The following is a 23,088-nucleotide window of genomic DNA, read 5'->3' on the forward strand; positions in this document are numbered from 1 at the left end:
TGGGTGCTGGAGCCCGCCACGTGCTGGCGGTGGCTAGGGTGCTAGCCGCCGCGCTGCGGCCGCGATGCGCTCGTCCGTTGCTGTCAGCGCGATCCGCACATGCTGCGTGCCTGTCGGCCCGTAGAACTCACCCGGCGCGGCAAGGATACCGCGCTCGGCGAGCCACTGGACAGTATCGCGACCATGTTCACCGCGCGTTGCCCACAAGTACAGCCCTGCTTCGGAATGGTCGATGCGGAACCCTGCCGCGAGCAGAGCAGGACGGAGCACGTCACGACGCTGCCGGTAGCGCTCCTTCTGCTCCTGCTCATGGGTGTCCGAGGACATCGCTGCTGAGGCGGCGGCCTGGATGGGCAGGGGCACCATCATGCCTGCGTGCTTGCGCACCGCGAGGAGGTCTCCCACGAGCTCGGGATCCCCGGTGATGAAGCCCGCCCGGTAGGAGGCGAGGTTGGAGGTCTTCGACAGCGAGTGCACCGCGAGCAGGCCCTCGTGGTTGCCGCCGCACACGCGCTCATCGAGGATCGACACGGGCTCGGCGTCCCAGCCGAGGCCGAGGTAGCACTCGTCCGAGGCCACGATGGTGCCGCGCTGCCGTGCCCACTCGACGACCTTGCGCAGGTGATCCACACCGAGCACGCGCCCGGTCGGGTTGGAGGGCGAGTTGATGAATAGCAGCGGCACGCGCTGCGGGCCGATCGCTACGGTGCTGTCGGCGCGGAGCACCCCGGCACCGGCGAGCAGCGCGCCCACCTCGTAGGTGGGGTAGGCCAGCTCGGGGATGACGACGGTATCCCCGGCGCCCACGGCGAGCAGGCGGGGCAGCCAGGCGATCAGTTCCTTCGTCCCGATCGCGGGCAGCACCGCGCCTGGATCGATGCCGCTGATGCCGTAGCGCCGAGCCATCGATCCGGCCGCGGCCTCGCGGAACTCGGCCGTGCCGTGCGTGGTGGGGTATCCGGGCTGGGCGGCGACCGAGGCGAGCGCCTCCTGGATCATCGGCGCTACGGGATCCACCGGTGTACCGACGGACAGGTCGACGATGCCGTCGCTGTGGGATTGCGCGAGCTTCTTGGCGCCTGCGAGCGAGTCCCAGGGGAAGTCAGGAAGCACGCGCGCCACAGGAGTGCGATGCACGTCACTCCTCGTTCATCGGGGGCAGTTCCTTGATGAACGCGGGATCGAACGCCTTCTTGCCAACCTTCGCCGCGCCGCCCGGCGAGCCGAGCTCGTCGAAGAAGTCAACATTGGCCGCGACGTAGTCGTCCCACTCATCGGGAACGTCATCCTCGTAGAAGATCGCCTCGACCGGGCACACAGGCTCGCACGCGCCGCAATCCACGCACTCGTCGGGGTGGATGTAGAGCATCCGCTCGCCCTCGTAGATGCAGTCGACAGGGCATTCCTCGATGCATGCCTTGTCGAGGACGTCGACACACGGCTCTGCGATGACATACGTCACTGCAGTTCTCCTGTCCTACTCGCCTGGCCGTCATGGTATGGCCGCCATTGTGGTGACACGTCCCGCGGGCTGTGCGGAACGCGATGCCTGCGCAACACTGGGCCGAGCACGATCAGCCATGCCGAACGGCCCACGTGCATCATTATCACGCAACCGCGGGCACCCGATCATGCCAGGGTTCCCTCACCCCGGCGCGCGCCGCCCAGGGCCGCAAGCACTTCCTAGCCTACCGGCACCCAGCGTCCCGCTCGAAATCCCGGGAGCCCACCGCGACCGTGGTCTGCTCGACCGTCCCGTAGGTGGTGGTGCGTTGACGGGGGGGCCGCCCGATGCCGTGGGCGATGTCCTCGAGCTCGGCGACGGTGCGGGCGGAGCCGTGCTGCGAGCCGGCCATGCGGGAGATCGTTTCCTCCATCAGGGTCCCGCCCAGGTCGTTGGCGCCGGAGCGGAGCATCAGCCGGGTGCCCTCGGTGCCGAGCTTGACCCAGCTGGTCTGGATGTTGTCGATGCGGCCGTGGAGCATGATGCGGGCCAGCGCGTGCACGGCCTGGTTCTCCCGCGGTGTGGGCCCGGGACGAGCAGCACCGGCGAGGTAGAGCGGAGCGCTGTGATGCACGAACGGCAGGGGCACGAACTCGGTGAAGCCGCCGGTGCGGTCCTGGATGTCGCGGAGCACCCGCAGGTGGGCGACCCAGTGCCGTGGCTTGTCGACGTGCCCATACATCATGGTGGAGCTCGACCGCAGCCCTTCCTCGTGCGCGGTGGTGATGACCTCGATCCAGCTGCTCGCGGGCAGCTTGCCCTTGGTCAGGATCCAGCGGACATCGTCGTCGAGGATCTCGGCAGCGGTGCCGGGGATCGTGCCCAGGCCCGCCGCGCGCAGCTCGCGGAGCCATTCGCGCAGCGGCTGCCCGGATCGCGCGACGCCGTTGACGATCTCCATGGGGCTGAAGGCATGGACGTGCATCCCGGGGACCCGCTCGATGACGGCGCGGACGAGGTCGGCATACGCGGTGACGGGGAGGTCCGGGTCAATGCCGCCCTGCATGCACACCTCGGTGGCGCCGCCGACATGCGCCTCCCAGGCACGGTCGGCGACCTCGGCGCTGGAGAGGGTGAAGGCATCGGCGTCGCCCTTGCGCTGCGCGAACGCGCAGAACCGGCAGCCGGTGTAGCAGATGTTGGTGAAGTTGATGTTGCGGTTGACGACGTAGGTGACCTCATCGCCCACGGTGTCGCGCCGGATCCCGTCGGCGAGCTCGGCCAGCGCCCGCAGGGCTGGCCCATCGGCGTGCGCGAGCGCGAGGTACTCATCGTCGGAGAGCCCAGCGGGGTCATTCTCGGCGCGGCGCAGGGCATGCAGCACCGCGGCCTCGAGGCGCTCGGGCGCCTGGCTGCTCCCCTCGCTGGTATCGGCACGGCCCCGCACGACATCCCAGTCACCGAAAGCGCTGTCGAGATCGCTGCGATGCTCCGTGCGGCGACCATCGAGATCGATGTCCTCATGCAGATCGGTACGGCCCGAGGACGTCCAGTCCGGGTCGGGCTCCTGCCAGGGAAGCCCGGCGGGGCGAGTGTCGCGGGCGAGCCCGGTGGCTTGGTCGAGCAGCGCCGCGACGTGCGGGCGCACGCGCGGGTCGATCCAGGGCTGCCCGGCGCGCGCGTAGCGGGGATGGGCGGTCAGCCTCTCGACGAGCTGGTACCCGCAGTCGGAGGTGATCGCGGCGAGGGCCTCGAGCTCGGGCCACGGCCGCTCGGGATTCACATGATCGGGGGTGACCGGGGAGACTCCGCCCCAGTCGTCGATCCCGGCCGCGATCAGGCGCCGCGACTCCTCGGGCGAGACCAGGTTCGGCGGGGCCTGGATGCGCATGCCGGGGCCAAGCACGAGCCGGGCCACCGCGACGGTAGCGAGGAACTCCTCGAGGTCGGCATCAGGGGTGGCGCGCATCGCGGTATCCGGCTTGGCGCGGAAGTTCTGCACGATCACTTCCTGGATGTGCCCGAGCTCGCGGTGCACCGAGCGGATGGCGAACAGCGATTCGGCGCGGTCCTCCACGGTCTCGCCGATGCCCACGAGGATCCCCGTGGTGAACGGCACGGCATGGCGGCCAGCATCGCGCAGCACTTGCAGCCGCCGCTGCGGGTCTTTGTCCGGGCTGCCGTGATGGCACGCGCCGGGAGTCTCGAACAAGGCGCGTGCCGTTGTCTCGAGCATCATGCCCATCGACGGCGCGACCGGCTTGAGCCGCGCGATCTCGTCCCACGACATCACCCCGGGATTGAGGTGCGGCAGCAGGCCCGTCTCCTCGAGCACCCGGATCGCCATGGCGCGCACGTAGTCGAGCGTGGAGCGGTAGCCGCGCGACTCGAGCCATTCCCGAGCCTCGGGCCATCGATCCTCGGGGCGATCCCCGAGCGTGAACAGCGCTTCCTTGCAGCCCTGCTCCGCGCCGCGACGAGCGATCGCCACCACCTCGTCCGGGTCGAGGAACATCCCTTCCCCCGCCGCGCGCAGCTTGCCTGGCACCGTCACGAACGTGCAGTAGTGGCAGCGGTCCCGGCACAGGCGCGTCAGCGGGATGAACACCTTCCGCGAGTACGAGACAGGCAGCGGACCATCCCAGCCGGGGAATGCCGCGCGCAGGCCAGCATCGCGCACCCGCCCCGCCGCGACGCACAACGCCTCGAGGTCAGCACCCCGCACCTGCAGCGCGACCGTCGCCTCGGCCTCATTGAGGGTCACACCGTCGCGGGCCCGGCGCAGCACGCGGCGGACAGCGGAGGCGGGGACAGCGTTCGGGGTGTGGGAAGTCACCCCCCGATCATGCTCCAAACCTGCCATGCCGACCAGCGGGCAACGCCTACCGTCCGTAAAGTCGCAGTATGGATGATCCAACGAGCAAGCTGGCCGACCCGGCATGGCGGCCCAGCCGCAAGGCTCCCTTGCTGTGGGCATCGGGAATCCTGATCCTGTGGCTCGTGCTGATCGTCGCCCAGCTCGCTCTTGCCGTTCTCCGGCCCGGTATCGGCTGGCCGCTGGTCGCGGCGGGCGCCGCGACGCTGGTGCTCGCCCCGCTGCACACCATCGGCGTTCCGTTGTGGCGGTACCGGGTGCACCGCTGGGAGATCACCGACGAGGCCGTGCACACCCGGCAGGGGTGGCTCGTGCAGGAGCATCGCATCGCACCGATCTCGCGCGTGCAGACCGTCGATACCACCCGCGGGCCGATCGACCGTCTCCTCGGGCTCGCGACGGTCACCGTCACCACCGCTTCCTCCGCCGGGGCGGTGACCATCCCCGCGCTCGACCTCGACGTCGCCGAGCGCACCGTCCGCGATCTGACCGACATCGCGGCACAGACCCGCGGGGATGCCACGTGAGCGCGCCCGAATCATCCGCCATCACCGATGAGGCCGTGCCCTGGCGCCGCCTCGACGCCCGCATGCTGCTCGTCAAGCCCGTCACAGCGGGCTTCAGGGCGCTGCCCGCGCTGCTGGTGCCGCTCATCCTCGGCGCCCAGACCGGCAACCCAGCGTGGCTGCTCATCGCCGCCGCGGGGCTCGTCTACGTCGCGACGATCGATTGGCTGACCACCCGGTACCGCGTCGGCCCTGATCACGTGCAGCTCAAGCGCGGGCTGCTGCAGCGCAACGTGCTCTCCGTGCCGCGCTCGCGCGTCCGATCAGTCGATACGCACGCCACGGTGCTGCACCGCGTCCTGGGCCTCACGGTGCTGCGCATCGGCACCGGCACCGACGATTCCGGGTTCGAGCTCGACGCCATCGCGGCCGAGGCCGTCCCCGAGCTCCGCGCTGTGCTGCTGGTGCCGAGCACCCCGGCCGACAGCGATGACACTGAACCGGGGAGCCATTCGGATGCCTCGGGCGCACAGGGAGATCCCGGCACCGAGCTCGCCGACTGGCAGGCCTCCTGGATGCGCTACGCGCCGCTGGGCTACACCGGTCTCGTGGCGATCGGCGCCGGGATGGGCCTGTTCTTCCAGTCCGGCGCCGCGATCGATCGCATCGCGAACTCGGGGCTGGCGCAGGATGCCGCGTCGCTCGGTCGCGAGCTCGGCCCCCTCGTCGCGTCCGCCCTCGCGGTGCTGGCCGTGCTCGCCGCGGCGAGCGCCATCGCCATCGCCCGCTACATCCTGTCCTACTCCGGATTCACCCTCCACGACGACGGCCACGTGCTGCGCGTCGAGCACGGCCTGCTGACCACCCGCGAGAGCACCCTCGACCGGCGCCGGCTGCGCGGGGTGTCCATCGAGGAACCGGTGCTGCTGCGCCTCGGCGGCGGGGCGCGGGCACGGGCCATCATGACTGGCATCGGCGAATCCTCCGGCACCTCGGCCCTGGTGCTGCCCGATGCGCCCCGGCACCGCGCGCAAGAGGTCGCGGCCGCGGTGGTGGGTGATCCCGGCGTCATGCATGTGGCGCTGCGCGGGCATGGCAGCGCAGCATTGCGGCGCCGCATGTTCCGGGCGCTCGCGCCGCCCGTGCTCGTCCTTGCCGCGCTGGCGATCGCTTCTCTCGCTGGGGCCCCGCTCCCCTGGTGGGCGTGGCTCGCGGCGGGGCTGCTGCTCGCGGCGTCCATAGGCCTGGGCCTCGATCGGTACCGCTCCCTCGGGCACGCTACGCCCGCGGGGTGGCTGGTCTGCCAGAGCGGGTCGCTCCTGCGCTCCCGCGACATGGTCGATGCCGAGGGCATCGTCGGCTGGAGCGTGCGGCAGACGTACTTCCAGCGCCGCGCAGGGCTGGCCACGCTTACCGCTGCCACTCCTGCCGGGGCCGATGCCTATCAGGTGATCGATGTTCCCGAGCCGTGGGCATGGGACATCATCGCGGCGGTCACGCCACGAATGGTCCAGTCGCTGCCTCGCGCCTAGCTGCTCGGGCCCAGGTGAGTGTGCCCCAAACGGTGTGCCGCAGACAGTGTGCCCAGCTCAGTGCGCCCGGCTCAGCGCTGGGACGCCGGCGTGGTCCCGGTGTTGTTGTCGAGCATGGATTCCCGCGCCATCCAGAACGCGACCGGCACGAGACCACCGATGAGCAGGTAGAGGCCACGAGGATCGTGGCCGGGCAGCAGCATCGAGCCACCGGGACCGCCGAGGAACGCCAGCAGCACTACTGCGGTCCAGGCGATGATGGGCGCGGCCGCCCGCCTGATGGTGTAGCCGAGGCGCAGGCCCGCTTCGACGAGCAGGATGTTGCCGACCGCAGCGATCAGCACGGCATACGGGAAAGGCACCCCTTCGAGCTGGCTGGGCAGCAGGAAGATCGACAGTACCGCGAGGAGGATGCCGTCAATGACGAGCACGCCCACGATGTAGGGATCGAGGCGGGATGCGCTCATGGTGGGCCGCTGCCGCGGACCGGCCCACGCCGGCATGCTGCTGCGGCCACGATGGATGCTCGTAGTGGATCGCGACGCCACGTTCACGGTTCCTGCCTCTCCGAAGCGGTGCGACTAGATGCCTGGGTGCCTGGCTGCCTGGCTGCCCTGGGAGCGGGCCGCGCGCATCACCGTCGCGGGTAGCCGATCTGTGCCAGGTAGTTGCTGTAGTTCTCGACGGCGCCGTAGATGAAATCCCAGTAGGCATTCGAGATCTCCTGCTGGTAAGCGACAGGATTCAGGATCCAAGCGATGAGGTCCATGGAGGTGGTTCCTTTCGATCTCAGGTGGTTCCGAGCCCGGCGAACAGGTCGTGGGCGACCCGCTCGTCCGGAACGGGATGGCCCGCGGCGCGGGCCAGGACGAAGTGTTCCTCATCCATTATCGGCTGCGCGACCCTGTTGGACAGGGCGAACGCGCGGTTGGGCAGATCAATCATGATCTGCGTGGCATGGCACCGCAGCGCGGCCGCCTTGCGGTCACGCTGGGCACGGACGTCGATGCGGGTGGTGATCTTCTCGTCGGGGAACAGCCCGAGCCCGCTGGCAGGATCATGCAGCCAGCCCTCGGGGACACCGGTCAGCCGGGCCGCTTGCTCCTCGAAAGCGCCGTGGCCGATGACGCTCCAGAACAGGCGGGGCACATTCCAGCCTGACGGGGCACCAGCAGCGAGCTCGACCGCGCGATGGGTGACCTCGTGGACCCGGATGTGATCGGGATGCCCGTAGGTGCCATTGGGGTCGTAGGTGGTGAGCACGTGTGGCCGGAAGTCCTGGATGAGCGCGGCGAGCTCGCTGGCGGTGTCCACCAGTGGCGCGTTGATGAACGCGCGCGGATTGCGAGAGCCGTCGGTTCCGGCCATCCCCGAATCGCGCCAGCGGCCCGCGCCGCCGAGAAGGACTCCCCGCACCCGGCCGCGGCTTTCCGGCGCCTCGAGCGCGCTGAGCGCTCGCTGGAGCTCCCAGTAGCGGTAGCCTCCGAGCTGGTCAGCATGCTGGGCGGCGAGCCCGGCGATCTCGTCACCGATGATCTCGCCCTCCTCGCCGAGGGTGCAGGTGACGACGAGGACCTCGATGCCGGCATCGCGCGCCGCAGCGATCGTCCCCCCGGTGATGAGGGTCTCGTCATCAGGGTGGGCGTGGACGAGCATGAGCCGGTGGGCAGCGCTGCTCGTTGGGGCGCTGGTCATTGGGGCGCTGGTCATTCGGGCAGCCTTGTCCACTGCGCGGCGTCGCCGAACACGCCGACAGGCACGGGCAGGTCGAGGTTGACCCCGGCCACGGTGTCGCGGGCCGCGACCAGGGTGACGTCCTGGAGGATGGGGCGCACGGCGGCGAGCTCCCACAGCACGGGCTCGGCCTGGGCAATGACAGCATCGGCGCTGGCGCGCCCGGTCAGCGCCGCATGGATGAGGTCGTCGATCGCGGGGGCGCAGGCACCGGATAGGTTGCTGGGCGCGCGCTCGATGTCCCGCTGGTCCTCGGTGGCCCCGGGCTCCTCGGCGGGGGCGGCCTCCCAAGGCGGGCAGGCCCAGCGCGACGCGAGGGTGGTCGCGGGGTCGTAGCCGGTCTGCGTCCAGCCGACGAGCATGTCGATCTCGCCCCCGGTGAGGGCTTCGCCGTAGAGGCGCGCGGGGGCGAGCTGGGAGACGCGCGCCCGCACCCCCACCTGGCGCAGCTGGTCCGCTGCGGTGTTCGCGACCGCGCGGGCGGTCTGGTCCCCTCCGGGCACACCGATGACGAGGTTCAGCGCGGCACCGGCCGGGTCCCCACCGAGGCGCAACGTATCGCCGACGAGCTGGTAGCCGCTGGCAGCGAGGATGGCCATCGCTTCCTCGTACCGCATGCGAGCAGGCTCGGTGGGCGTGTACGCCGGGTCCGAGGGGGGCCGGATCTGCGCCTCCGCGACCGCCACCGTGGCGGTTCCACCGCCGCCCACGGTCGCGAGGACGTCCGTATCCAGAACGCTCAGCAGGGCTTTGCGCAGCTCGGGGTCGTCGAGCGGCTCGATGCGTGTGTTGAGCACGAGCTGCAGGGATCGGGTCTGGTAGGCGCGGGCCGTGGAGAGTCCCCGGATGGCGGAGAGCTGGGCCTGCAGGGATGCCCCACCGTGGACCTCGGCGATCTGCGCGTCGTTGGAGCGCAGCGAGTCCGCGATCTGAGAGGCGCTTCCGCCGCGGCGCATGTGGATGCGGTCGGCCTGGGCCGGGACGCCCCAGAAGCGATCATTGCGCTCGAGCCGGATGTCATCGCGCCCGCGATCGACGCGCTTGATGTTGAACCGCGATCCGGATACCGGGATCGTGTCGGCAAGCCCGTCGTCGAAGCCCCCGGGGGAATCCTTGATCAGGTGCGCGGGGAGCAGGTGGCTGAAGAGCTCGCGCCAGGCCGGGTAGGGATCGCTGAACTCCACGGTCACGGTCTTGCCGCCGGACGAGGAGCGCACGGAGGTGATCAGGTCGTATCCGGCGGGATCGACGACGCCTGGCTGCGTGGTCATCTGCCGCCACAGGTAGAGGAAGTCCTCGGCCGCGATGGGGGCACTGTCGGACCATTGCGCGTCGTTGCGAAGCACATAGGTGACGGTGAACGGGTCCTCGCCGGTGCCGTCGTTGGTGACCTCGCCGGAGATGAGCACCGAGGGGTCGGGCTCCCATCGCACGCCGCCGGGCGATTGCGGATCGGGCACGGGCCGGAACGGGCTGGGCAGGACGAGATCGGCGATGGCGCTGCTCACCGGCGAGAGGTGGGAGAGCAAGTGTGGGTTGAACCCGCTGCCGATATCGTCGATCGCGACGATGATCTCGTTCTCCACGGCGACCGGCTGGGGCGTGGGCGTGACGGTGCCGGTGCTCTGGATCGGGGGCGGGGGGCTCGCGGTGCAGGCGGTGAGCGAGAGCAATGCCCCGCTGGCGAGCAGGACCTTCGCCCATCTTGCTGCGGGCGTCGTCGACATGGTCGGCACTCGTTCCTCCCCGTGTGCGCTGCGCGCGGGCGAACCGTGCCCGCTAGGGCGGTTCGTGCCTGCCCCGACTGTCATCGTGCCATGTTCCCCGCGTCCGGTCGTGGACGCGGGGAACATGCGACACGTTGTCCCGCTGCTACTCGGTAGTGACTACTCGGCGGCCTTGTCGCGGGTCTTGGCGCGCGAGCGCTCCCGGGCGCGGGTGGTGGAGTCGAGGATGACCTTGCGGACACGCACGATCTCGGGGCCCACCTCGACGCATTCGTCGGACCCACAGAACTCGAGGGCGCCCTCGAGGTCGAGCCGGGTGGCCCGCTGCAGGCGCTCGAGCTCGTCACCGGTGGAGGAGCGCATGTTGGTGAGCTTCTTCTCCTTGGTGATGTTGACGTCGAGGTCCTCGGCGCGGGGGTTCTCGCCCACGACCATGCCCTCGTAGCACGTGTCACCGGGCTCGACGAAGAAGCGGCCACGGTCCTGGAGCGTCTGCAGCGCGAAGTTGGTGATGGCGCCCGCGCGGTCGGCGACCAGCGAGCCGGTGTGGCGGCTGCGGATCTCGCCCGCCCAGGGCTCGTAGCCGCTCGAGTGGTTGTTGGCGATGCCGGTGCCGCGGGTCTCGGTGAGGAACGCGGTGCGGAAGCCGATGAGGCCGCGCGCGGGAACGACGAACTCCATGCGCACCCAGCCCTGGCCGTGGTTGTGCATCTTCTCCATGCGGCCCTTGCGGGCAGCCATCAGCTGGGTGACCGCACCGAGGTGCTCCTCGGGCACATCGATGGTGAGCAGCTCGAACGGCTCGTGGAGCTTGCCGTCGATGGTGCGGGTGACCACCTGGGGCTTGCCGACGGTCATCTCGAATCCCTCGCGGCGCATGGTCTCGACGAGGATCGCGAGCGCGAGCTCGCCACGTCCCTGCACCTCCCAGGAGTCGGGACGCTCGGTGGGCAGCACGCGCAGCGACACGTTGCCGACGAGCTCCTGGTCGAGCCGGGCCTTGAGGAGGCGAGCGGTGAGCTTGGTGCCGCCATTGCGGCCCGCGAGCGGCGAGCCGTTGGTGCCGATGGTCACCGAGATCGCGGGCTCGTCGACGGTGATGCGCGGCAGCGCGACCGGGTTCGCGGGATCAGCGAGGGTGTCGCCGATCATGATCTCGTCGATGCCCGCGACCGCGACGATATCGCCGGCCACTGCTTCGTCGGCGGGAACGCGGGTGACGCCCTCGGTGCGCAGGAGCTCGGTGAGCCGCACGCTCTTCACCTCGCCGTTGCTGCGCAGCCAGGAGACGGTCTGTCCCTTGCGCATGGTGCCGTTGTAGATGCGCACGAGCGCGATGCGACCGAGGAAGGCAGAAGCGTCGAGGTTGGTGACGTGGGCCTGCAGCGAGGCAGAGGGATCCGCGACGGGCGCGGGCACGTGCTCGAGGAGCAGGTCGAACAGCGGCTGGATGTCGGGGGAATCCGGCTCCTCGCCGTCCTCGGGCTGGGTGAGGCTGGCCTTGCCGGAGCGGGCGCAGGCGTAGATGACGGGCATCTCGAGCGCGTGCTCGGCGGCGGCCGAGGCCTTCTCGTCCTCGAGGTCGCTGGCGAGATCGAGGAGGAGGTCATGGACCTCGTCGACGACCTCGGTGATGCGGGCGTCGGGCCGGTCGGTCTTGTTCACGGCAAGGATCACCGGCAGCGACGACTCGAGCGCCTTGCGCAGCACGAAGCGGGTCTGCGGGAGCGGCCCCTCGCTGGCATCGACGAGCAGGACGACGGCATCGACCATCGACAGGCCGCGCTCCACCTCGCCACCGAAGTCAGCGTGGCCCGGGGTGTCGATCACGTTGATGATCACTTCGGAGCCGTCGGGGTTGACGCGCCGTACGGCGGTGTTCTTCGCGAGGATGGTGATGCCCTTCTCGCGCTCGAGATCGCCGGAGTCCATGACTCGCTCGACGAGCTCCTCGCGCTCGGCGAAGGCCCCGGACTGGCGCAGCATCGCGTCGACGAGCGTGGTCTTGCCGTGGTCGACGTGCGCGACGATCGCGATGTTGCGGAAGGCTGGGGTGCGGGTATCAGCCGAGGTGGACGACACACAAGCTCCTGTACATGATTGAGGCGCCCCGGTCATGCTGGTCGCGCCGGTGGGCGCGCCGGGGCCGGGACGTGGTGAAAAGACGGTTGCCCATGCGACCGCCCGAGTGGGCATGGTCGATGACGCTTCCGATGGGTGACCAGCACCGAGGATACCCGCTAGGTGCCGCAAGGGCTCAATCGAGCACTCCAAGATCAGTTAGCCCAACCTACATAAGCGAGGCTATGCTTAGTCGAAGCACCTGGTCCCCGACCGCCACCGACCACACTGGAGCACCACACGATGGGCAAGGTCAAAGCATCGAAAGTCAGCAGCCTCAAGCCGAAGAAGAAGTGCTGCCGATCCAAGACCCGGTGCATGCGCTGCCCCTATGTCGTGGCGAAGATGAAGAAGCTCGAGTCCAACGGCGTCAAGGGCAGCGACCTGAAGAAGGAGCTCAAGCGGGTTCGCGCGGCCTGATCAGCTCGCGAAGGAACTCGACCAGGACCCGATCATGGGGCACCCAGGCGAGACCCTCGAGCTCCTCGCTGCCGATCCACGCCACCTCCTGGTGCTCGATCGCCACCGGCTCCCCCGAGATCCACTCCGCCGCGTGGGCGCGCAGCACGAGCCGCTCGCCGATGAGGACCTCCGGGCCCACGCGCTCGCCCGCCACCACCACGATCGCTAGCTCCTCGGCGAGCTCCCGCTCCACCGCTTCCCGCGGCTCCTCCCCTGGCTCGGTCTTGCCGCCCGGGAGCTCCCACAGCCCAGCGAGCTCCGGCGGCGACGACCGGCGCGCGACCAGCAGGCAGCCATCCCGGACGACCGCCCCCGCCACGACCTCCTGGCGCTGGCCATCGATGCACCGGTCACCCACGCGCCCGCGCTCCATCCAGCGCCGCCTCGCGCGGCGCGCGGCCCTGCGCGATCAGCCCGGTCCGGCGCCCATCAAGGCCGAGACGGATCACCTGCCCCGGCTCGGCATCATCGTGGAGCGTGCCCACCGCGCCCAGCTCCGCCCGGCCACCCGGCATGCCGTCCACGGCCACGCGCAGCCGTAGCCCATCGGGCATCACGACCCGGGACAGGACGGTCGCTGTGACTGGCCCATGCGGTGCGATGGCCAGCGAGTGCTGGCCCAGCGCCAGCACCGCCGGCCCATCCGGGGCGTCCACCCCAACCGCGCCGAGGACGCAGCGCGCGACCCCATGCCGGACATCGGCATCCAGGAATGCCTCGAAGCCCAGGAAGCGTGCCACGGCCCGGTCCGCGGGCCGGCGCCACAGGTCCCGCGGGGCCGCTACCTGATGGATCCGCCCATCGATGAGAACGGCGATGCGATCGGCGAGGAACGCGGCCTCGCTGTGGTCATGGGTGACGACGATCGTCGGCGTCCGGTGCTTGGTCACGATGTCGCGCACGTCGGTGGCCAGGCGGTCGCGCAGGCCGCGATCGAGCGCTGAGAGCGGCTCGTCGAGCAGCAGCAGGCGAGGTCGCGGCGCGAGCGCCCGGGCCAGCGCGACACGCTGCGCCTCGCCCCCGGAGAGACCATGCACCCGGCGCGGCCCGAAGCCGCTCATGCCGACCAGGTCCAGCAGCTCCGCCACCCGGCCCTCCTGCTCCGCCCGCGGCATCCGCTTGCCCGCATCGTCCTTGGCGAGCGCGAGACCGTAGGCGATGTTCCCCGCCACGGACTTGTGCGGGAACAGCTGCCCGTCCTGGAACACCAGGCCGATGCGCCGCTTGTGCACCGGCACCGCGGCCAGGTCCTCCCCGCCGAGGGTGATGGAGCCGGCGGCGATGGGCTCGAGCCCCGCCACGGCGCGCAGCACCGTCGTCTTGCCCGATCCCGAGGGCCCGAGCAGCGCGAGGACATGAGCCTCGCCGGGCACCTCGAGCGTCACATCGTGCGCGGCGAGCGTCTCCCCGTAGCGCACCGTGATCCCTGTGAGCCGCAGCATTCAGAACTCCCCTATCTCGCCGACGCGCACGATCTCCACCACTGCGATGACCGCTGCGGTCAGCGCTAGCAGCGCGACCGCTCCCGCCATCGCTACCGAATAGCTCTCTGCCCCGGGCCTGCTGATCAAGCGCCCGATGAGCACGGGCAGCGTGGGCTCGCCCGCGCGGGCGAGGAACGACGTGGCGCCGAACTCGCCGAGGCTGACGATGAAGGCGAACCCCGCCGCCACCGCCAGCGACCGCCAGGCCAGCGGCAGATCGATGCTCGCCCACACCCGCAGCGGTGCCGCGCCGAGCACGCGTGCCCCTTCCCGCAGCCGAGGATCCACCGCGCGCAGCGCAGGCAGGAGCACCCGCACCACCAGCGGGATCGCGATCAGCGCCTGCGCGATGGGAATCACGAGCGGCGAGGACCGCAGATCGCCTGGCAACTGTCCCAGCGTGATGAGCAGGCCGAACCCCACCGTCACCGCGCTGATGCCCAGCGGCGCGAGCAATGCTGCCTCCCCGGCGATCGCCCACCGGCCCCGCGCGGCAGTGATCGCGACCGCCGCGAGAACGCCCAGGACCGTCGCGAGCACTGCGGCATCGGTAGCGGTGCGCAATGACATCAGCATGGCGGCCCAGGCCTCGTGCTGCCCGCCGCCCAGCAGCAAGCGGTATCCCTCGAGGGTGAAGCTGCCACCGCGCCGCACGGAGGTCCATGCGAGCAGCAGGGGTGGCGCGACCAGCAGGGCCGCGACCACGCCGAGAACCAGGCCGACTGGCACCCACTGCCTGCCTCGCGGCCGCGATTGCTGCCCCGCCGCTAGCGCGGATGGCCCGTCTCCGAGCCGCCGTCGCCGCGCGAGGGTGGCGATGAGAATGGCCGCGCCGATGGTCAGCATCTGCAGGATCGACAGCGCGGCGGCAGCGCGCAGGTCGAACGCCTGCACGGTCTGCAAGTAGATCTCGGTCTCGAGGGTGCGGTACCGGCTGCCGCCGAGCACGAGCACCACGCCGAAGCTGGTGGCGCAGAAGAGGAAGACGATCGCCGAGGCGGACAGGATGGCGGGCCGCAGCGCTGGCAGGGTCACGGTCCGCCAGGCCTGCCATGGGGTGGCGCCCAGGGTCCGCGCTGCTTGCTCGGCCCGCCGGTCGAGGGTGGACCATACCGAGCCGACCGTGCGCGCGATCACGGCGATGTTGAAGAACACGTGGGCGATCAGGATCGCCCAGACGGTGCCGTCGAGCCCGAGGAAGCCGAGGGGGCCCTGCGGCGCGAGGATCACCCGGAACAGGATGCCCACCACCACCGTGGGCAGCACGAACGGAACCGTCACCGCGATCCGCAGCAGGAATCGGCCCGGCAGGTCCACGCGCGCGAGCAGCCATGCCACGGGCAACCCCGCGAGAAGGGTCAGCACCGTCGAGGCAAGCGCCTGCCCGATGGTGAACCCAGCGATGCCCCACACCTCGGGCTCCGCGAGGATCCGCAGCACCCCGAGCGGGTCGAGGCTCCCGCCGGCGCCGGTGAGCCCGCGCTCCAGGATCGCGAGCACGGGCCAGGCGAAGAACACCAGCAGGAAGATCGCGGGCAGCACGCCCAGCCACACACCCGCCGGTATCCGGCGGGCGCGGCGAGAGACCATCGTCGGTGTCGCTACCCGAGCATGAGGTCGCGCCACTGGGCAATCCACTCGTCACGGTTCTCGCCGATGCGGCCAGGATCCATCGACATCGGCTCGTCCGGCCGCGGAGCGTGCCGGTCGAAGGCCTCGGGCAGCGGGGTGTCCTCCACCACGGGAAGCACATACATGCTCTCGGGCAGCGCTTCCTGCACCTGCGGGCTCAGTAGGAACTCGATCAGCTCGCCGGCGGCGTCCTCGTTGGCCGTACCCGCGACGATCCCGGCGTACTCGATCTGCCGGAAGCAGGTGTCCGGAAGTGCCCGCGTGGGCGGGGCGGCGCCGTCGGGCCCGGCCTCCGCGGGGGGCGAGGTGGCGTAGGAGACGACGATCGGGCGGGGGCCCTCACCCGCGGAGCCGGAGAACTCGACGGTGTAGGCCTGCGTCCAGCCGTCGACGACGAGCACGCCGTTGTCGCGCAGCCGCGTCCAGTAGTCCTGCCAGCCATCCTCGCCCTGCTCCTCGATCGTCGCGAGCAGGAAGGCAAGCCCTGGCGAGGATGTGGCGGGGTTCTGCACGACGGTGAGGTCGCGGTAGCGGGGATCGGTGAGATCACTGAGGCTGGCGGGCTCGGGGATGCCCTGCTCGGCGAAGTAGCGGGTGTCGATGTTCAGGCACACATCGCCGTAGTCGATGGGGGTGAGCACCGGCTCGCCCGGGTAGGCGAAGCGCTCGGGCACGGGCGTGCGCGCCTCATAGGGCTCGAGCACGTCCTCGGCCACTGCCCGCGAGGCGAACGTGTTGTCGATGCCGAACACGACATCGCCGATCGGCCGATCACGGGATAGGGCCAGGCCCGTGACCAGCTGGCCAGCGTCGCCCTGCGGACGATGATCGATGGTCAGCCCGGTCTCCGCCTCGAAGGCGTCGAGCACGTCCTCGGGCAGGTAGAACGAATCGTGCGTCAGCAGCACCACGGTCCCCTCCGGATCCCCGTCGCCGGAACCGATCGTGGAACAGCCCGCTAGGACCGGAAGGAGCGCCGCGAGCGCGCAGCCCGCGATGGCAGCTCGATGTGGCGCGACCATGATGTCTTCCTCTCGCAGGGGTACGGCAAGGATCCACCATACGGGCACAGTGGGCGCGCTGGGCATCATGGCGCGTTCCCCTGGCGCGGGCCGCCCAACGACGACCACTACCCACTGCTTGTGATGACTGCCACACTAGGAGGATGAGCGAGATTCTCGACGACCCCACGATCGACCAGTTCCTCGGCACCACCGACGCTTGGCAGCGCGCGGGCGACGCGCTCCAGCGCACAGCCACCATGGCCTCGTTCCCCGACGCCATCCGGCTCGTCGACCGGATCGCGGTCATCGCCGAGCAGCTCAACCACCATCCCGACATCGACATCCGTTGGCGCACCGTCCATTTCTCCTGCGCGACGCATTCGGCAGGCGGGATCACCCAGCTCGATCTCGATCTCGCGCGCAGGATCGAGGCGGAGATCGCCAGCATCGGCGCCCCGTAGCATCACGCCACGCCGGGCCTGCCTGCTCCCCAGGTTGCGAAGTGGAATGGATTCGGCTGAACTACAGCCAAGAGTTGGTAACGCTCCCGCAAACCCGGAACAGTGCCGCCTCCAGCCATGAATCATGATCCCCAAGCCTCGTGGTGCCCCTGACCGGAAGGCACCACCAGGCTCAGCATCAGCGCGGGCCGCGCTCGATCGTCGGCAAGCCTCGATGCTGCCCGCCATCGCACACCACATCCGGCAGCTCGGGCGCTGCTGGGACGACCACCGGCCCCGGCCTCAATGGAGACAAGGATGGAACCTCGAGTGCTCCACACCCGAAAGCCGCGAACAACGCTTGCGGCACTGGCGATCACCGTCACCGCAGCACTGTCGCTCCCCGGCGTCAGTACCGCCCAACCCGTGCTTCCGATCGCTCCCCCCGGGATCGACCTGTCCACGATCGATCCTGCCGCCCTGGAGATCCTGCCCGCGATCATCGGCTCCGCGGCAACCGGCGCCGGCAACGGCACCGAGGCGCAGGACGAGCTGCTCGCGACCCTCACCCGCCTGCTCGGCCAGCCGGACGTGCCCCCGCAGGTGCAGGACGGCGCACGGCGCATCGTGTCGTTCATCAGCGCGCCCGAGCCCCCGCAGGGAGGGCCGCCGATCCCGACCGACGGACCACCGATCCAGCAGTTCCTCTACCCCACGATCGGTTTCGACTGCATCGGCCCGGGCCAGAGCTCCATCGCCACGGCCCTCGCGGTATCCGGCCCCGCCGGCATCCCCGCCCCCGGCCCGCGTGCGCGCCAGGCAGCGTTCGTCTTCACCGCGCTCGGCACCGGAGGGGCGACCAGCGAGGTTCCCGCGGACCCGCTCACCGTGTCGTGGTTCAACATCGACTCCGGCCGGTCCGGCGCCACCAAGCTCGACAACAGCGCCGGGATCAACGCGGATGGCCCGGCGACCTACACGGCGATCTCCAGGACCGGCAGTGGTCGCATCCTCGCCACCATCCACGGCCAAGCCACGCTGCAAGGCCCCAACGGGCCCATCACCTGCGGCTTCGCGCCAACGGTCGGCATCTTCGTGGTGGAATGACCCGCTACTAGCCACACTGCCCGGGCATTTCCCAGGCAACCCACGAGACCCCCGTCGGTGATTGCTCCCGGCGGGGTTCTCGCTGCTCGGCGCCCCTAGCGCGATGCACGAAAGGGTTCGGGGCAAGCTTCCTCAGCGGACGCCCCGATCAAGGACGCTCGGCGAGCTCCTCCTGATAGCCACGGATGCGCTCGGCGATCTCGTTGGCATCAGCCTCGCGGCCTTCCTTCCGGGCCTCGGTCTCGCGGACTCGCAGTTCCCGGATCGCGGTTCGGATGTCATTGATGCTCAGTACGTGATCCATGTCACCATGATGCGCTTTTCGGGCGTAGCCCGCCAGGCCTTGGAGAACTTCGCCGTATCACACTCGCGGGCCCGAAGCGAAACACGGCGGCATCCTGCTGGACAACAGTTGATCACTTCCCGCCAGCATCGTGAACAAGTCGTTTACCGTGTGCTTAGCCGCCGCGCGATGCGGCACCCGCCCCACCGCCGCCAACAGAAAGCCGCCCCGAATGGACACACAACGCGAGGTATGGAGCGCGCGATCAGTCTTCATCCTGGCCGCGATCGGCTCCGCGGTCGGACTCGGCAATATCTGGCGCTTCCCGTTCGTCGCCTACGAGAACGGCGCCGGGGCCTTCGTGATCCCGTACCTGATCGCGCTGCTCACCGCCGGCATCCCGCTGCTCTTCCTGGACTACGCCATCGGCCACAAGTTCCGCGGCTCGCCGCCGCTCGCCTTCCGCCGCCTCAGCAAGTGGACCGAGACCCTCGGCTGGTGGCAGGTCGGCATCTGCTTCGTCATTGCCGTCTACTACGCCGTCATCGTGGCCTGGGCCGTGCGGTACACCTTCTTCTCCATCGGCCGGGCCTGGGGCGACGACCCCGAGGGATTCCTGTTCAGCACGTTCCTCCAGCAGGAGGACGGCGCGCGCCTCGGCTTCGACCTCGTTCCCGGCGTCGCGATCCCTCTCGCGCTCGTCTGGCTCGCCACTCTGGCCGTCCTCGCCCTCGGCGTGCAACGCGGCATCGGCAACTCCGCCCGGATCTTCGTGCCCCTGCTCGTCGTGCTGTTCCTCGCGCTGGTCATCCGCTCGCTCTTCCTCGACGGCGCGGCCGACGGGCTCAACGCGTTCTTCGATCCCGAATGGAGCCTGCTGGCCGACCCCACCGTGTGGATCGCCGCCTACGGGCAGATCTTCTTCTCGCTCTCCATCGCTTTCGGCATCATGATCACCTACGCCTCCTACCTGCGCATCCGCACCAACCTCACCGGTTCCGGCATGGTCGTGGCGTTCTCCAACAGCAGCTTCGAGATCCTCGCCGGCATCGGCGTCTTCGCGGCCCTCGGCTACATGGCCAGCGTCGCGGAAGTCCCCGTCGACGAGGTAGTAGGAGGCGGCATCGGCCTCGCCTTCATCGCCTTCCCCCAGATCATCTCCGTGATGCCCGGCGGATCGGTGTTCGGAGCGCTGTTCTTCCTGTGCCTCGTCTTCGCCGGATTCACCTCGCTCATCTCGATCGTGCAGGTCGTCATCTCCGCCGTGCAGGACAAGCTCGGCATCACCCGCATCCCGGCGGTGCTCGGCGTCGGCGGCGCCATGGCCGCCTGCTCCATCGCCCTGTTCCCCACCACCACCGGTGTCAGCGTGCTCGACGTCGTCGACAAGTTCGTCAACAACCTCGGCATCGTCGGCGTCGCTCTCGTCACCGTCATCTCCGTCGCCTGGCTGCTGCGCCGCACCGGCGACCTCGGCGCCCACCTCAACGCGGTCTCGTCGTTCAGGGCCGGAATCCTGTGGCAGTTCTGCATCGTCGTCGCCACGCCGCTCGTGCTCGGCGCCATGCTCATCAGCGAGATCCGGACACTCGCCGACGAGGGCTACGGCGGATACCCCGCCGACTTCGTCCTCACCCTCGGCTGGTCCACCCAGGCCATCCTCATCGGCCTCGCGATCATCCTCGCGCTGCTGCCCTGGCGGCGCGGCACCGACCTCGGGCACCCAGAATCCACCCAGTTCCTCGCGACAGGAGCCCGCCGATGACCACCACCGCCATCGTCATGATGATCGTCTCCCTCACCATCGTGTGGGGCGGACTCATCGCCAGCCTCATCCACCTGCGCAACAACCCCGACGAGGAGGACTAGGGGCTGGAGGCTCCGGTTCTGGTGGGCCGGGTTCTGGCGGCCAGTGGAAACTTTTCCTGGCTGGAGCGGGAAAAGTTTCCACTGGCGAGCGGCGTCACAGCGATCGGCCAGCAATGCGCCGCCATCCGGCACGCCCGCCAGGCCGTATGCCCCAGCCGCCACCCTTCTCGTGCTGCTGCCACGGATCGCGCCCAGCTGCCACGGTTATTTCCGTGGCAGATCCCCGCAAGGGTGGCAGCGGTCAGCCAAGGGTGGCAGATCCGCGCAAGGGTGGCAGCTGGGAAAGGCGCCCATGCGGCAGCCACCGGCCGGCTTGTGGCTCCCGCGGCGAAGCGGCCCGCGCACCAAACCCTGGACTACGGGCGCCACGTATCGAGGATGCCAGCGAGCTGCTCGAGAGCATCCGCGGTGACGTCGAGGTGCGGGCTCACGCGCAGTACGCCAGCCGTGGCTTCCAGCGGGCCTCGCTCGGGCCCCGCGTAAGTCGTCACGATGGCCGGGGACATGCCCAGTAGGTGCTTCCGCAACGCTGCCACGTCCTCGTCACGAAAACCTGAGGGAGGGCGCAGCGTGGTCAGCGCGGACGGCTCAGCTTCAGGCTCGACCACCCGCCACCCGCCCCGGCCGGCAAGGAATCCGCGGGCGAGCTGTCCGATCGCGTGCAAACGCTCCCGCACCTTCTGTGGCCCGAGCGGCATGTGCTCCTCGAGCGCCACCGCGAGACCCACCCGGCCCGCAATGTACGCCTCCTGCGATTCCACCAGCACCGCGCCGCCCCCAGGGAGGCCGTCGCCGAGGAAGCCGTCGCGCAGCATGGCGAAGCCAACCCCACGAGGTCCGCATAACCACTTGCGGCTCGTCCCATAGATGGCGTCAGCGTCGACGCAGCAATCGAGATGCCCGAATCCTTGCGCGGCGTCCACGAGCACTGGTATGCCGCGTTCCCGCCCCATTCTCGCGAGCTCCCGCACGGGTTGCACGATGCCCCGGTGCGAGCCGAGATAGCACAGGTGCAGCAGCGCCGGAGGGTACTGATCGAGCTGCTCGGCCGCACTCACCAGGTCGAGCTGGCCTGTTTCGGTGAACGGATGCACGGTGATCGGTTCGAGCCCGAAGGCGCGGAGCTCGCGCAGGTTGGGGCCGAACTCGCACGGCAGCACCGCCACCTTCGATCCCGCAGGCAGCCGCATCGCGAGCAGCATGGCACGAAGGGCTGCGGTCGCGCTCTCCGTGAAAGCGACGCCATCAGGCTGCCCGCCGCACAGCTCGGCGATGGCACGGCGACCACCATCGATTCGCTCGCTCACCTGCTCGTGCGCCACATAGCCGCCCACGCGTGCCTCGAGATCGAGATGGTCGCGGATCGCTGCGCGCACCGCGCGGCTCATGCGGCCCGCTGCGGCACTATCGAGATGGCAGGCACCCGTCGCGCCTGGGCTCTCGCGCGCGGCGGCGTAGGCAGCAGCAAGCTCGGGATGCGGCAGTTGCACAGCGCTCATGGCGCAGACACTAGCGAGCGGCGCGCCCGCCCGCACCACACCATCCAGGCGAGCACGGCGACTGCTCCCGCGACGTAGACCAGCGCGATCCAGGCGAGCGGCGCGGGCTCGACGACCTCCCAGATCGTGGGCTGGAAGAAGCTCAGCACCCACGGCACGCCCACCAGCACCGCCACTGCCCACGCGGCCGCGAGGACACGTGCCCCTGGCATCGCCGCGAACGGGCCCCGGAGAAGCCACAGCAGCAGCGGGATCACCCACACCCAGTGATGCGACCACGACACCGGCGAGACCAGCAGGCCCAGAATCTGAACGACCAGCAACGTGCCCAGCACATCATGGCGCGGCAGGGAACGCCACGCCGCCCAGGCAAGCACGCACACCAGCACGACCGCGACGAGCCACACGATGCGGGCCGTGTTCTCCGGCAGGCCGAAGCGGTGCGCGGCGCCGAACAAGGACTGGTTCCACACCGATCCGGTCGGACCGATCCGATCAGCGTCACCGAAGTAGGAGCCGATGTACTCGCGCGTCTCGTCCCGGATCACCAGCCACGAGACGCCCACCGTCAGGAAGAACACCACCGCCGAGAACGCCGCGGCCCCGAAGCGTCGCCGCGCGAGGAAGAACAGGCCCGTGATCGCCGGGGTCAGCTTGATGCCGGCCGCGATGCCCACGAGTGCCCCGCCCAGCCACCACCGCGACGTGCTCGCCGCCACCAGGACCAGCAGCACCAGATAGACATTGACCTGGCCATAGTCGAGAGTCGTGCGCACCGGCTCGGTCCACAGGCCGACGCCTGTCCACAGCATCGCCTCACGGCGGCTGCCCACACGGCTCGCGGCACCGAGCATGCGCTGGCACAACCGCACGACCGCATACAGCGCCGCAGCGATCCCCACCTGCCAGAGCAACGCCACCAGGGTGAACGGCAACGCGCTCAGTGGGAAGAACACCAGCGCCGCGAACGGCGGGTAGGTGAATGGCAGAGGAAACTCGGGCGTGTTGGTCGCGTACCGGAACGCGTAGAGATCGCCCGCGGTGATCCGCGCCGCCCCATCGACATACACATGCAGATCGAGGAAGTTCGTGGCGTTCGGCACGAGCGCCGTCCACAGCAGGCGTGCCGCGAGCGCTATGGCAAGCACAAGTGGCGCCCACCTCAGCAGGCGCGAGAGCGGCGGATCTGACGCACGAGGCGCTGCCACTCGCGGTGCTGGCTCTCCCTGGCTGGGGCTGACCGACAGGGCACTGCCGTCCACTACGCGTCCTCGCTGTCTCGCTGCATCACGCGGACCTTGTGGCGGGCCGCGCATCGATCCACCACGATAGCGAAGACTGTGCCATCCGGCCGCCCGGGAAACGCCCG

Annotated in this window: 22 protein-coding genes; 7 read left to right on the plus strand and 15 right to left on the minus strand. The window is 69.8% G+C overall.

Annotated elements, in window-relative coordinates; all coding sequences use genetic code 11:
- Positions 1 to 33: 33 nt before the first annotated feature.
- The 3 genes from dapC to FXO18_RS09735 form a co-directional block, all read right to left on the minus strand.
- Positions 34 to 1,137, minus strand: coding sequence for a succinyldiaminopimelate transaminase (gene dapC, locus FXO18_RS09725; RefSeq protein ID WP_149360927.1), 1,104 nt, complete (start codon positions 1,135 to 1,137; stop codon positions 34 to 36).
- A 1-nt stretch (position 1,138) separates the two neighbouring features.
- Positions 1,139 to 1,462 (minus strand): ferredoxin, encoded by a 324-nt coding sequence (gene fdxA, locus FXO18_RS09730; protein ID WP_149360928.1) that lies wholly within the window; start codon positions 1,460 to 1,462, stop codon positions 1,139 to 1,141.
- A gap of 226 nt (positions 1,463 to 1,688) precedes the next feature.
- Positions 1,689 to 4,280, minus strand: a complete 2,592-nt coding sequence (locus FXO18_RS09735) for a bifunctional FO biosynthesis protein CofGH (protein WP_235900586.1) — start codon at positions 4,278 to 4,280, stop codon at positions 1,689 to 1,691.
- Between the two features lie 68 nt (positions 4,281 to 4,348).
- Here FXO18_RS09735 and FXO18_RS09740 point away from each other — a divergent pair, with 68 nt between their 5' ends.
- Both FXO18_RS09740 and FXO18_RS09745 read left to right on the plus strand, forming a co-directional pair.
- Positions 4,349 to 4,846, plus strand: coding sequence for a PH domain-containing protein (locus FXO18_RS09740; protein ID WP_149360930.1), 498 nt, complete (start codon positions 4,349 to 4,351; stop codon positions 4,844 to 4,846).
- Complete coding sequence (locus FXO18_RS09745) at positions 4,843 to 6,357, plus strand: PH domain-containing protein (RefSeq protein WP_235900587.1); 1,515 nt, start codon at positions 4,843 to 4,845, stop codon at positions 6,355 to 6,357. The genes FXO18_RS09740 and FXO18_RS09745 overlap by 4 nt, the downstream gene beginning before the upstream one ends.
- Positions 6,358 to 6,428: 71 nt before the next feature.
- On the opposite strand, the gene FXO18_RS09750 is transcribed toward FXO18_RS09745, so the two are convergent.
- The 5 genes from FXO18_RS09750 to typA all read right to left on the minus strand — a co-directional run bounded on the left by FXO18_RS09750 (position 6,429) and on the right by typA (position 11,900).
- A complete protein-coding gene (locus FXO18_RS09750) occupies positions 6,429 to 6,824 on the minus strand; it encodes a hypothetical protein (protein WP_149360931.1) in 396 nt (131 codons plus the stop codon).
- A 167-nt stretch (positions 6,825 to 6,991) separates the two neighbouring features.
- On the minus strand, positions 6,992 to 7,126 hold the full coding sequence (locus FXO18_RS16175) for a hypothetical protein (RefSeq protein ID WP_268884932.1): 135 nt from the start codon (positions 7,124 to 7,126) through the stop codon (positions 6,992 to 6,994).
- Between the two features lie 20 nt (positions 7,127 to 7,146).
- Positions 7,147 to 8,067 (minus strand): N-acetyl-1-D-myo-inositol-2-amino-2-deoxy-alpha-D-glucopyranoside deacetylase, encoded by a 921-nt coding sequence (gene mshB, locus FXO18_RS09755; RefSeq protein ID WP_235900588.1) that lies wholly within the window; start codon positions 8,065 to 8,067, stop codon positions 7,147 to 7,149.
- Entirely contained in the window at positions 8,064 to 9,818 is a 1,755-nt protein-coding gene (locus tag FXO18_RS09760) for an ABC transporter family substrate-binding protein (protein WP_149360932.1), read from the minus strand. The genes mshB and FXO18_RS09760 overlap by 4 nt, the downstream gene beginning before the upstream one ends.
- Before the next feature lie 159 nt (positions 9,819 to 9,977).
- Positions 9,978 to 11,900, minus strand: a complete 1,923-nt coding sequence (gene typA, locus FXO18_RS09765; RefSeq protein ID WP_235900589.1) for a translational GTPase TypA — start codon at positions 11,898 to 11,900, stop codon at positions 9,978 to 9,980.
- 282 nt (positions 11,901 to 12,182) lie between these two features.
- On the opposite strand from typA, the gene FXO18_RS15940 reads away from it, so the two are divergent.
- Positions 12,183 to 12,359 (plus strand): hypothetical protein, encoded by a 177-nt coding sequence (locus FXO18_RS15940; RefSeq protein ID WP_187774291.1) that lies wholly within the window; start codon positions 12,183 to 12,185, stop codon positions 12,357 to 12,359.
- Here the strand turns inward: FXO18_RS15940 and FXO18_RS09770 are convergent.
- Genes FXO18_RS09770 through FXO18_RS09785 form a run of 4 tightly spaced genes read right to left on the minus strand, consistent with a single transcriptional unit; the run spans position 12,337 to position 16,539 of the window.
- The gene (locus FXO18_RS09770; RefSeq protein WP_235900590.1) at positions 12,337 to 12,759 is read right to left on the minus strand and encodes a (deoxy)nucleoside triphosphate pyrophosphohydrolase; all 423 of its coding nucleotides are present in this window, start codon (positions 12,757 to 12,759) and stop codon (positions 12,337 to 12,339) included. The genes FXO18_RS15940 and FXO18_RS09770 overlap by 23 nt on opposite strands.
- Positions 12,752 to 13,843 (minus strand): ABC transporter ATP-binding protein, encoded by a 1,092-nt coding sequence (locus FXO18_RS09775; protein ID WP_149360934.1) that lies wholly within the window; start codon positions 13,841 to 13,843, stop codon positions 12,752 to 12,754. The genes FXO18_RS09770 and FXO18_RS09775 overlap by 8 nt, the downstream gene beginning before the upstream one ends.
- Positions 13,844 to 15,511 (minus strand): ABC transporter permease, encoded by a 1,668-nt coding sequence (locus FXO18_RS09780; protein WP_235900591.1) that lies wholly within the window; start codon positions 15,509 to 15,511, stop codon positions 13,844 to 13,846.
- The gene (locus FXO18_RS09785) at positions 15,487 to 16,539 is read right to left on the minus strand and encodes a thiamine ABC transporter substrate-binding protein (RefSeq protein WP_149360935.1); all 1,053 of its coding nucleotides are present in this window, start codon (positions 16,537 to 16,539) and stop codon (positions 15,487 to 15,489) included. The genes FXO18_RS09780 and FXO18_RS09785 overlap by 25 nt, the downstream gene beginning before the upstream one ends.
- 143 nt (positions 16,540 to 16,682) lie before the next feature.
- Here FXO18_RS09785 and FXO18_RS09790 point away from each other — a divergent pair, with 143 nt between their 5' ends.
- Positions 16,683 to 16,982, plus strand: a complete 300-nt coding sequence (locus tag FXO18_RS09790) for a 4a-hydroxytetrahydrobiopterin dehydratase (protein WP_149360936.1) — start codon at positions 16,683 to 16,685, stop codon at positions 16,980 to 16,982.
- 309 nt (positions 16,983 to 17,291) lie between these two features.
- Positions 17,292 to 18,068, plus strand: a complete 777-nt coding sequence (locus tag FXO18_RS09795) for an Rv1157c family protein (protein WP_149360937.1) — start codon at positions 17,292 to 17,294, stop codon at positions 18,066 to 18,068.
- Positions 18,069 to 18,216: 148 nt separating this feature from the next.
- On the opposite strand, the gene FXO18_RS15945 is transcribed toward FXO18_RS09795, so the two are convergent.
- Entirely contained in the window at positions 18,217 to 18,372 is a 156-nt protein-coding gene (locus FXO18_RS15945; RefSeq protein WP_187774292.1) for a hypothetical protein, read from the minus strand.
- A 211-nt stretch (positions 18,373 to 18,583) separates the two neighbouring features.
- On the opposite strand from FXO18_RS15945, the gene FXO18_RS09800 reads away from it, so the two are divergent.
- Together FXO18_RS09800 and FXO18_RS09805 are read left to right on the plus strand one after the other, a co-directional pair.
- Positions 18,584 to 20,116, plus strand: a complete 1,533-nt coding sequence (locus tag FXO18_RS09800) for a sodium-dependent transporter (RefSeq protein ID WP_149360938.1) — start codon at positions 18,584 to 18,586, stop codon at positions 20,114 to 20,116.
- Positions 20,113 to 20,220: a methionine/alanine import family NSS transporter small subunit gene (locus FXO18_RS09805; protein ID WP_149360939.1), complete on the plus strand. Its 108-nt coding sequence runs from the start codon at positions 20,113 to 20,115 to the stop codon at positions 20,218 to 20,220. The genes FXO18_RS09800 and FXO18_RS09805 overlap by 4 nt, the downstream gene beginning before the upstream one ends.
- A 356-nt stretch (positions 20,221 to 20,576) precedes the next feature.
- Here FXO18_RS09805 and FXO18_RS09810 read toward each other — a convergent pair whose 3' ends face one another.
- Positions 20,577 to 21,719, minus strand: coding sequence for an aminotransferase class V-fold PLP-dependent enzyme (locus tag FXO18_RS09810; RefSeq protein ID WP_149360940.1), 1,143 nt, complete (start codon positions 21,717 to 21,719; stop codon positions 20,577 to 20,579).
- Positions 21,716 to 23,035 carry a mannosyltransferase gene (locus FXO18_RS09815; RefSeq protein WP_149360941.1) on the minus strand — a complete coding sequence of 440 codons (1,320 nt, stop codon included), beginning with the start codon at positions 23,033 to 23,035 and terminating at the stop codon, positions 21,716 to 21,718. The genes FXO18_RS09810 and FXO18_RS09815 overlap by 4 nt, the downstream gene beginning before the upstream one ends.
- Positions 23,036 to 23,088: the final 53 nt, after the last annotated feature.

Source organism: Lolliginicoccus suaedae (assembly GCF_008312885.1).
In the GTDB taxonomy this organism is placed as follows: domain Bacteria; phylum Actinomycetota; class Actinomycetes; order Mycobacteriales; family Mycobacteriaceae; genus Lolliginicoccus; species Lolliginicoccus suaedae.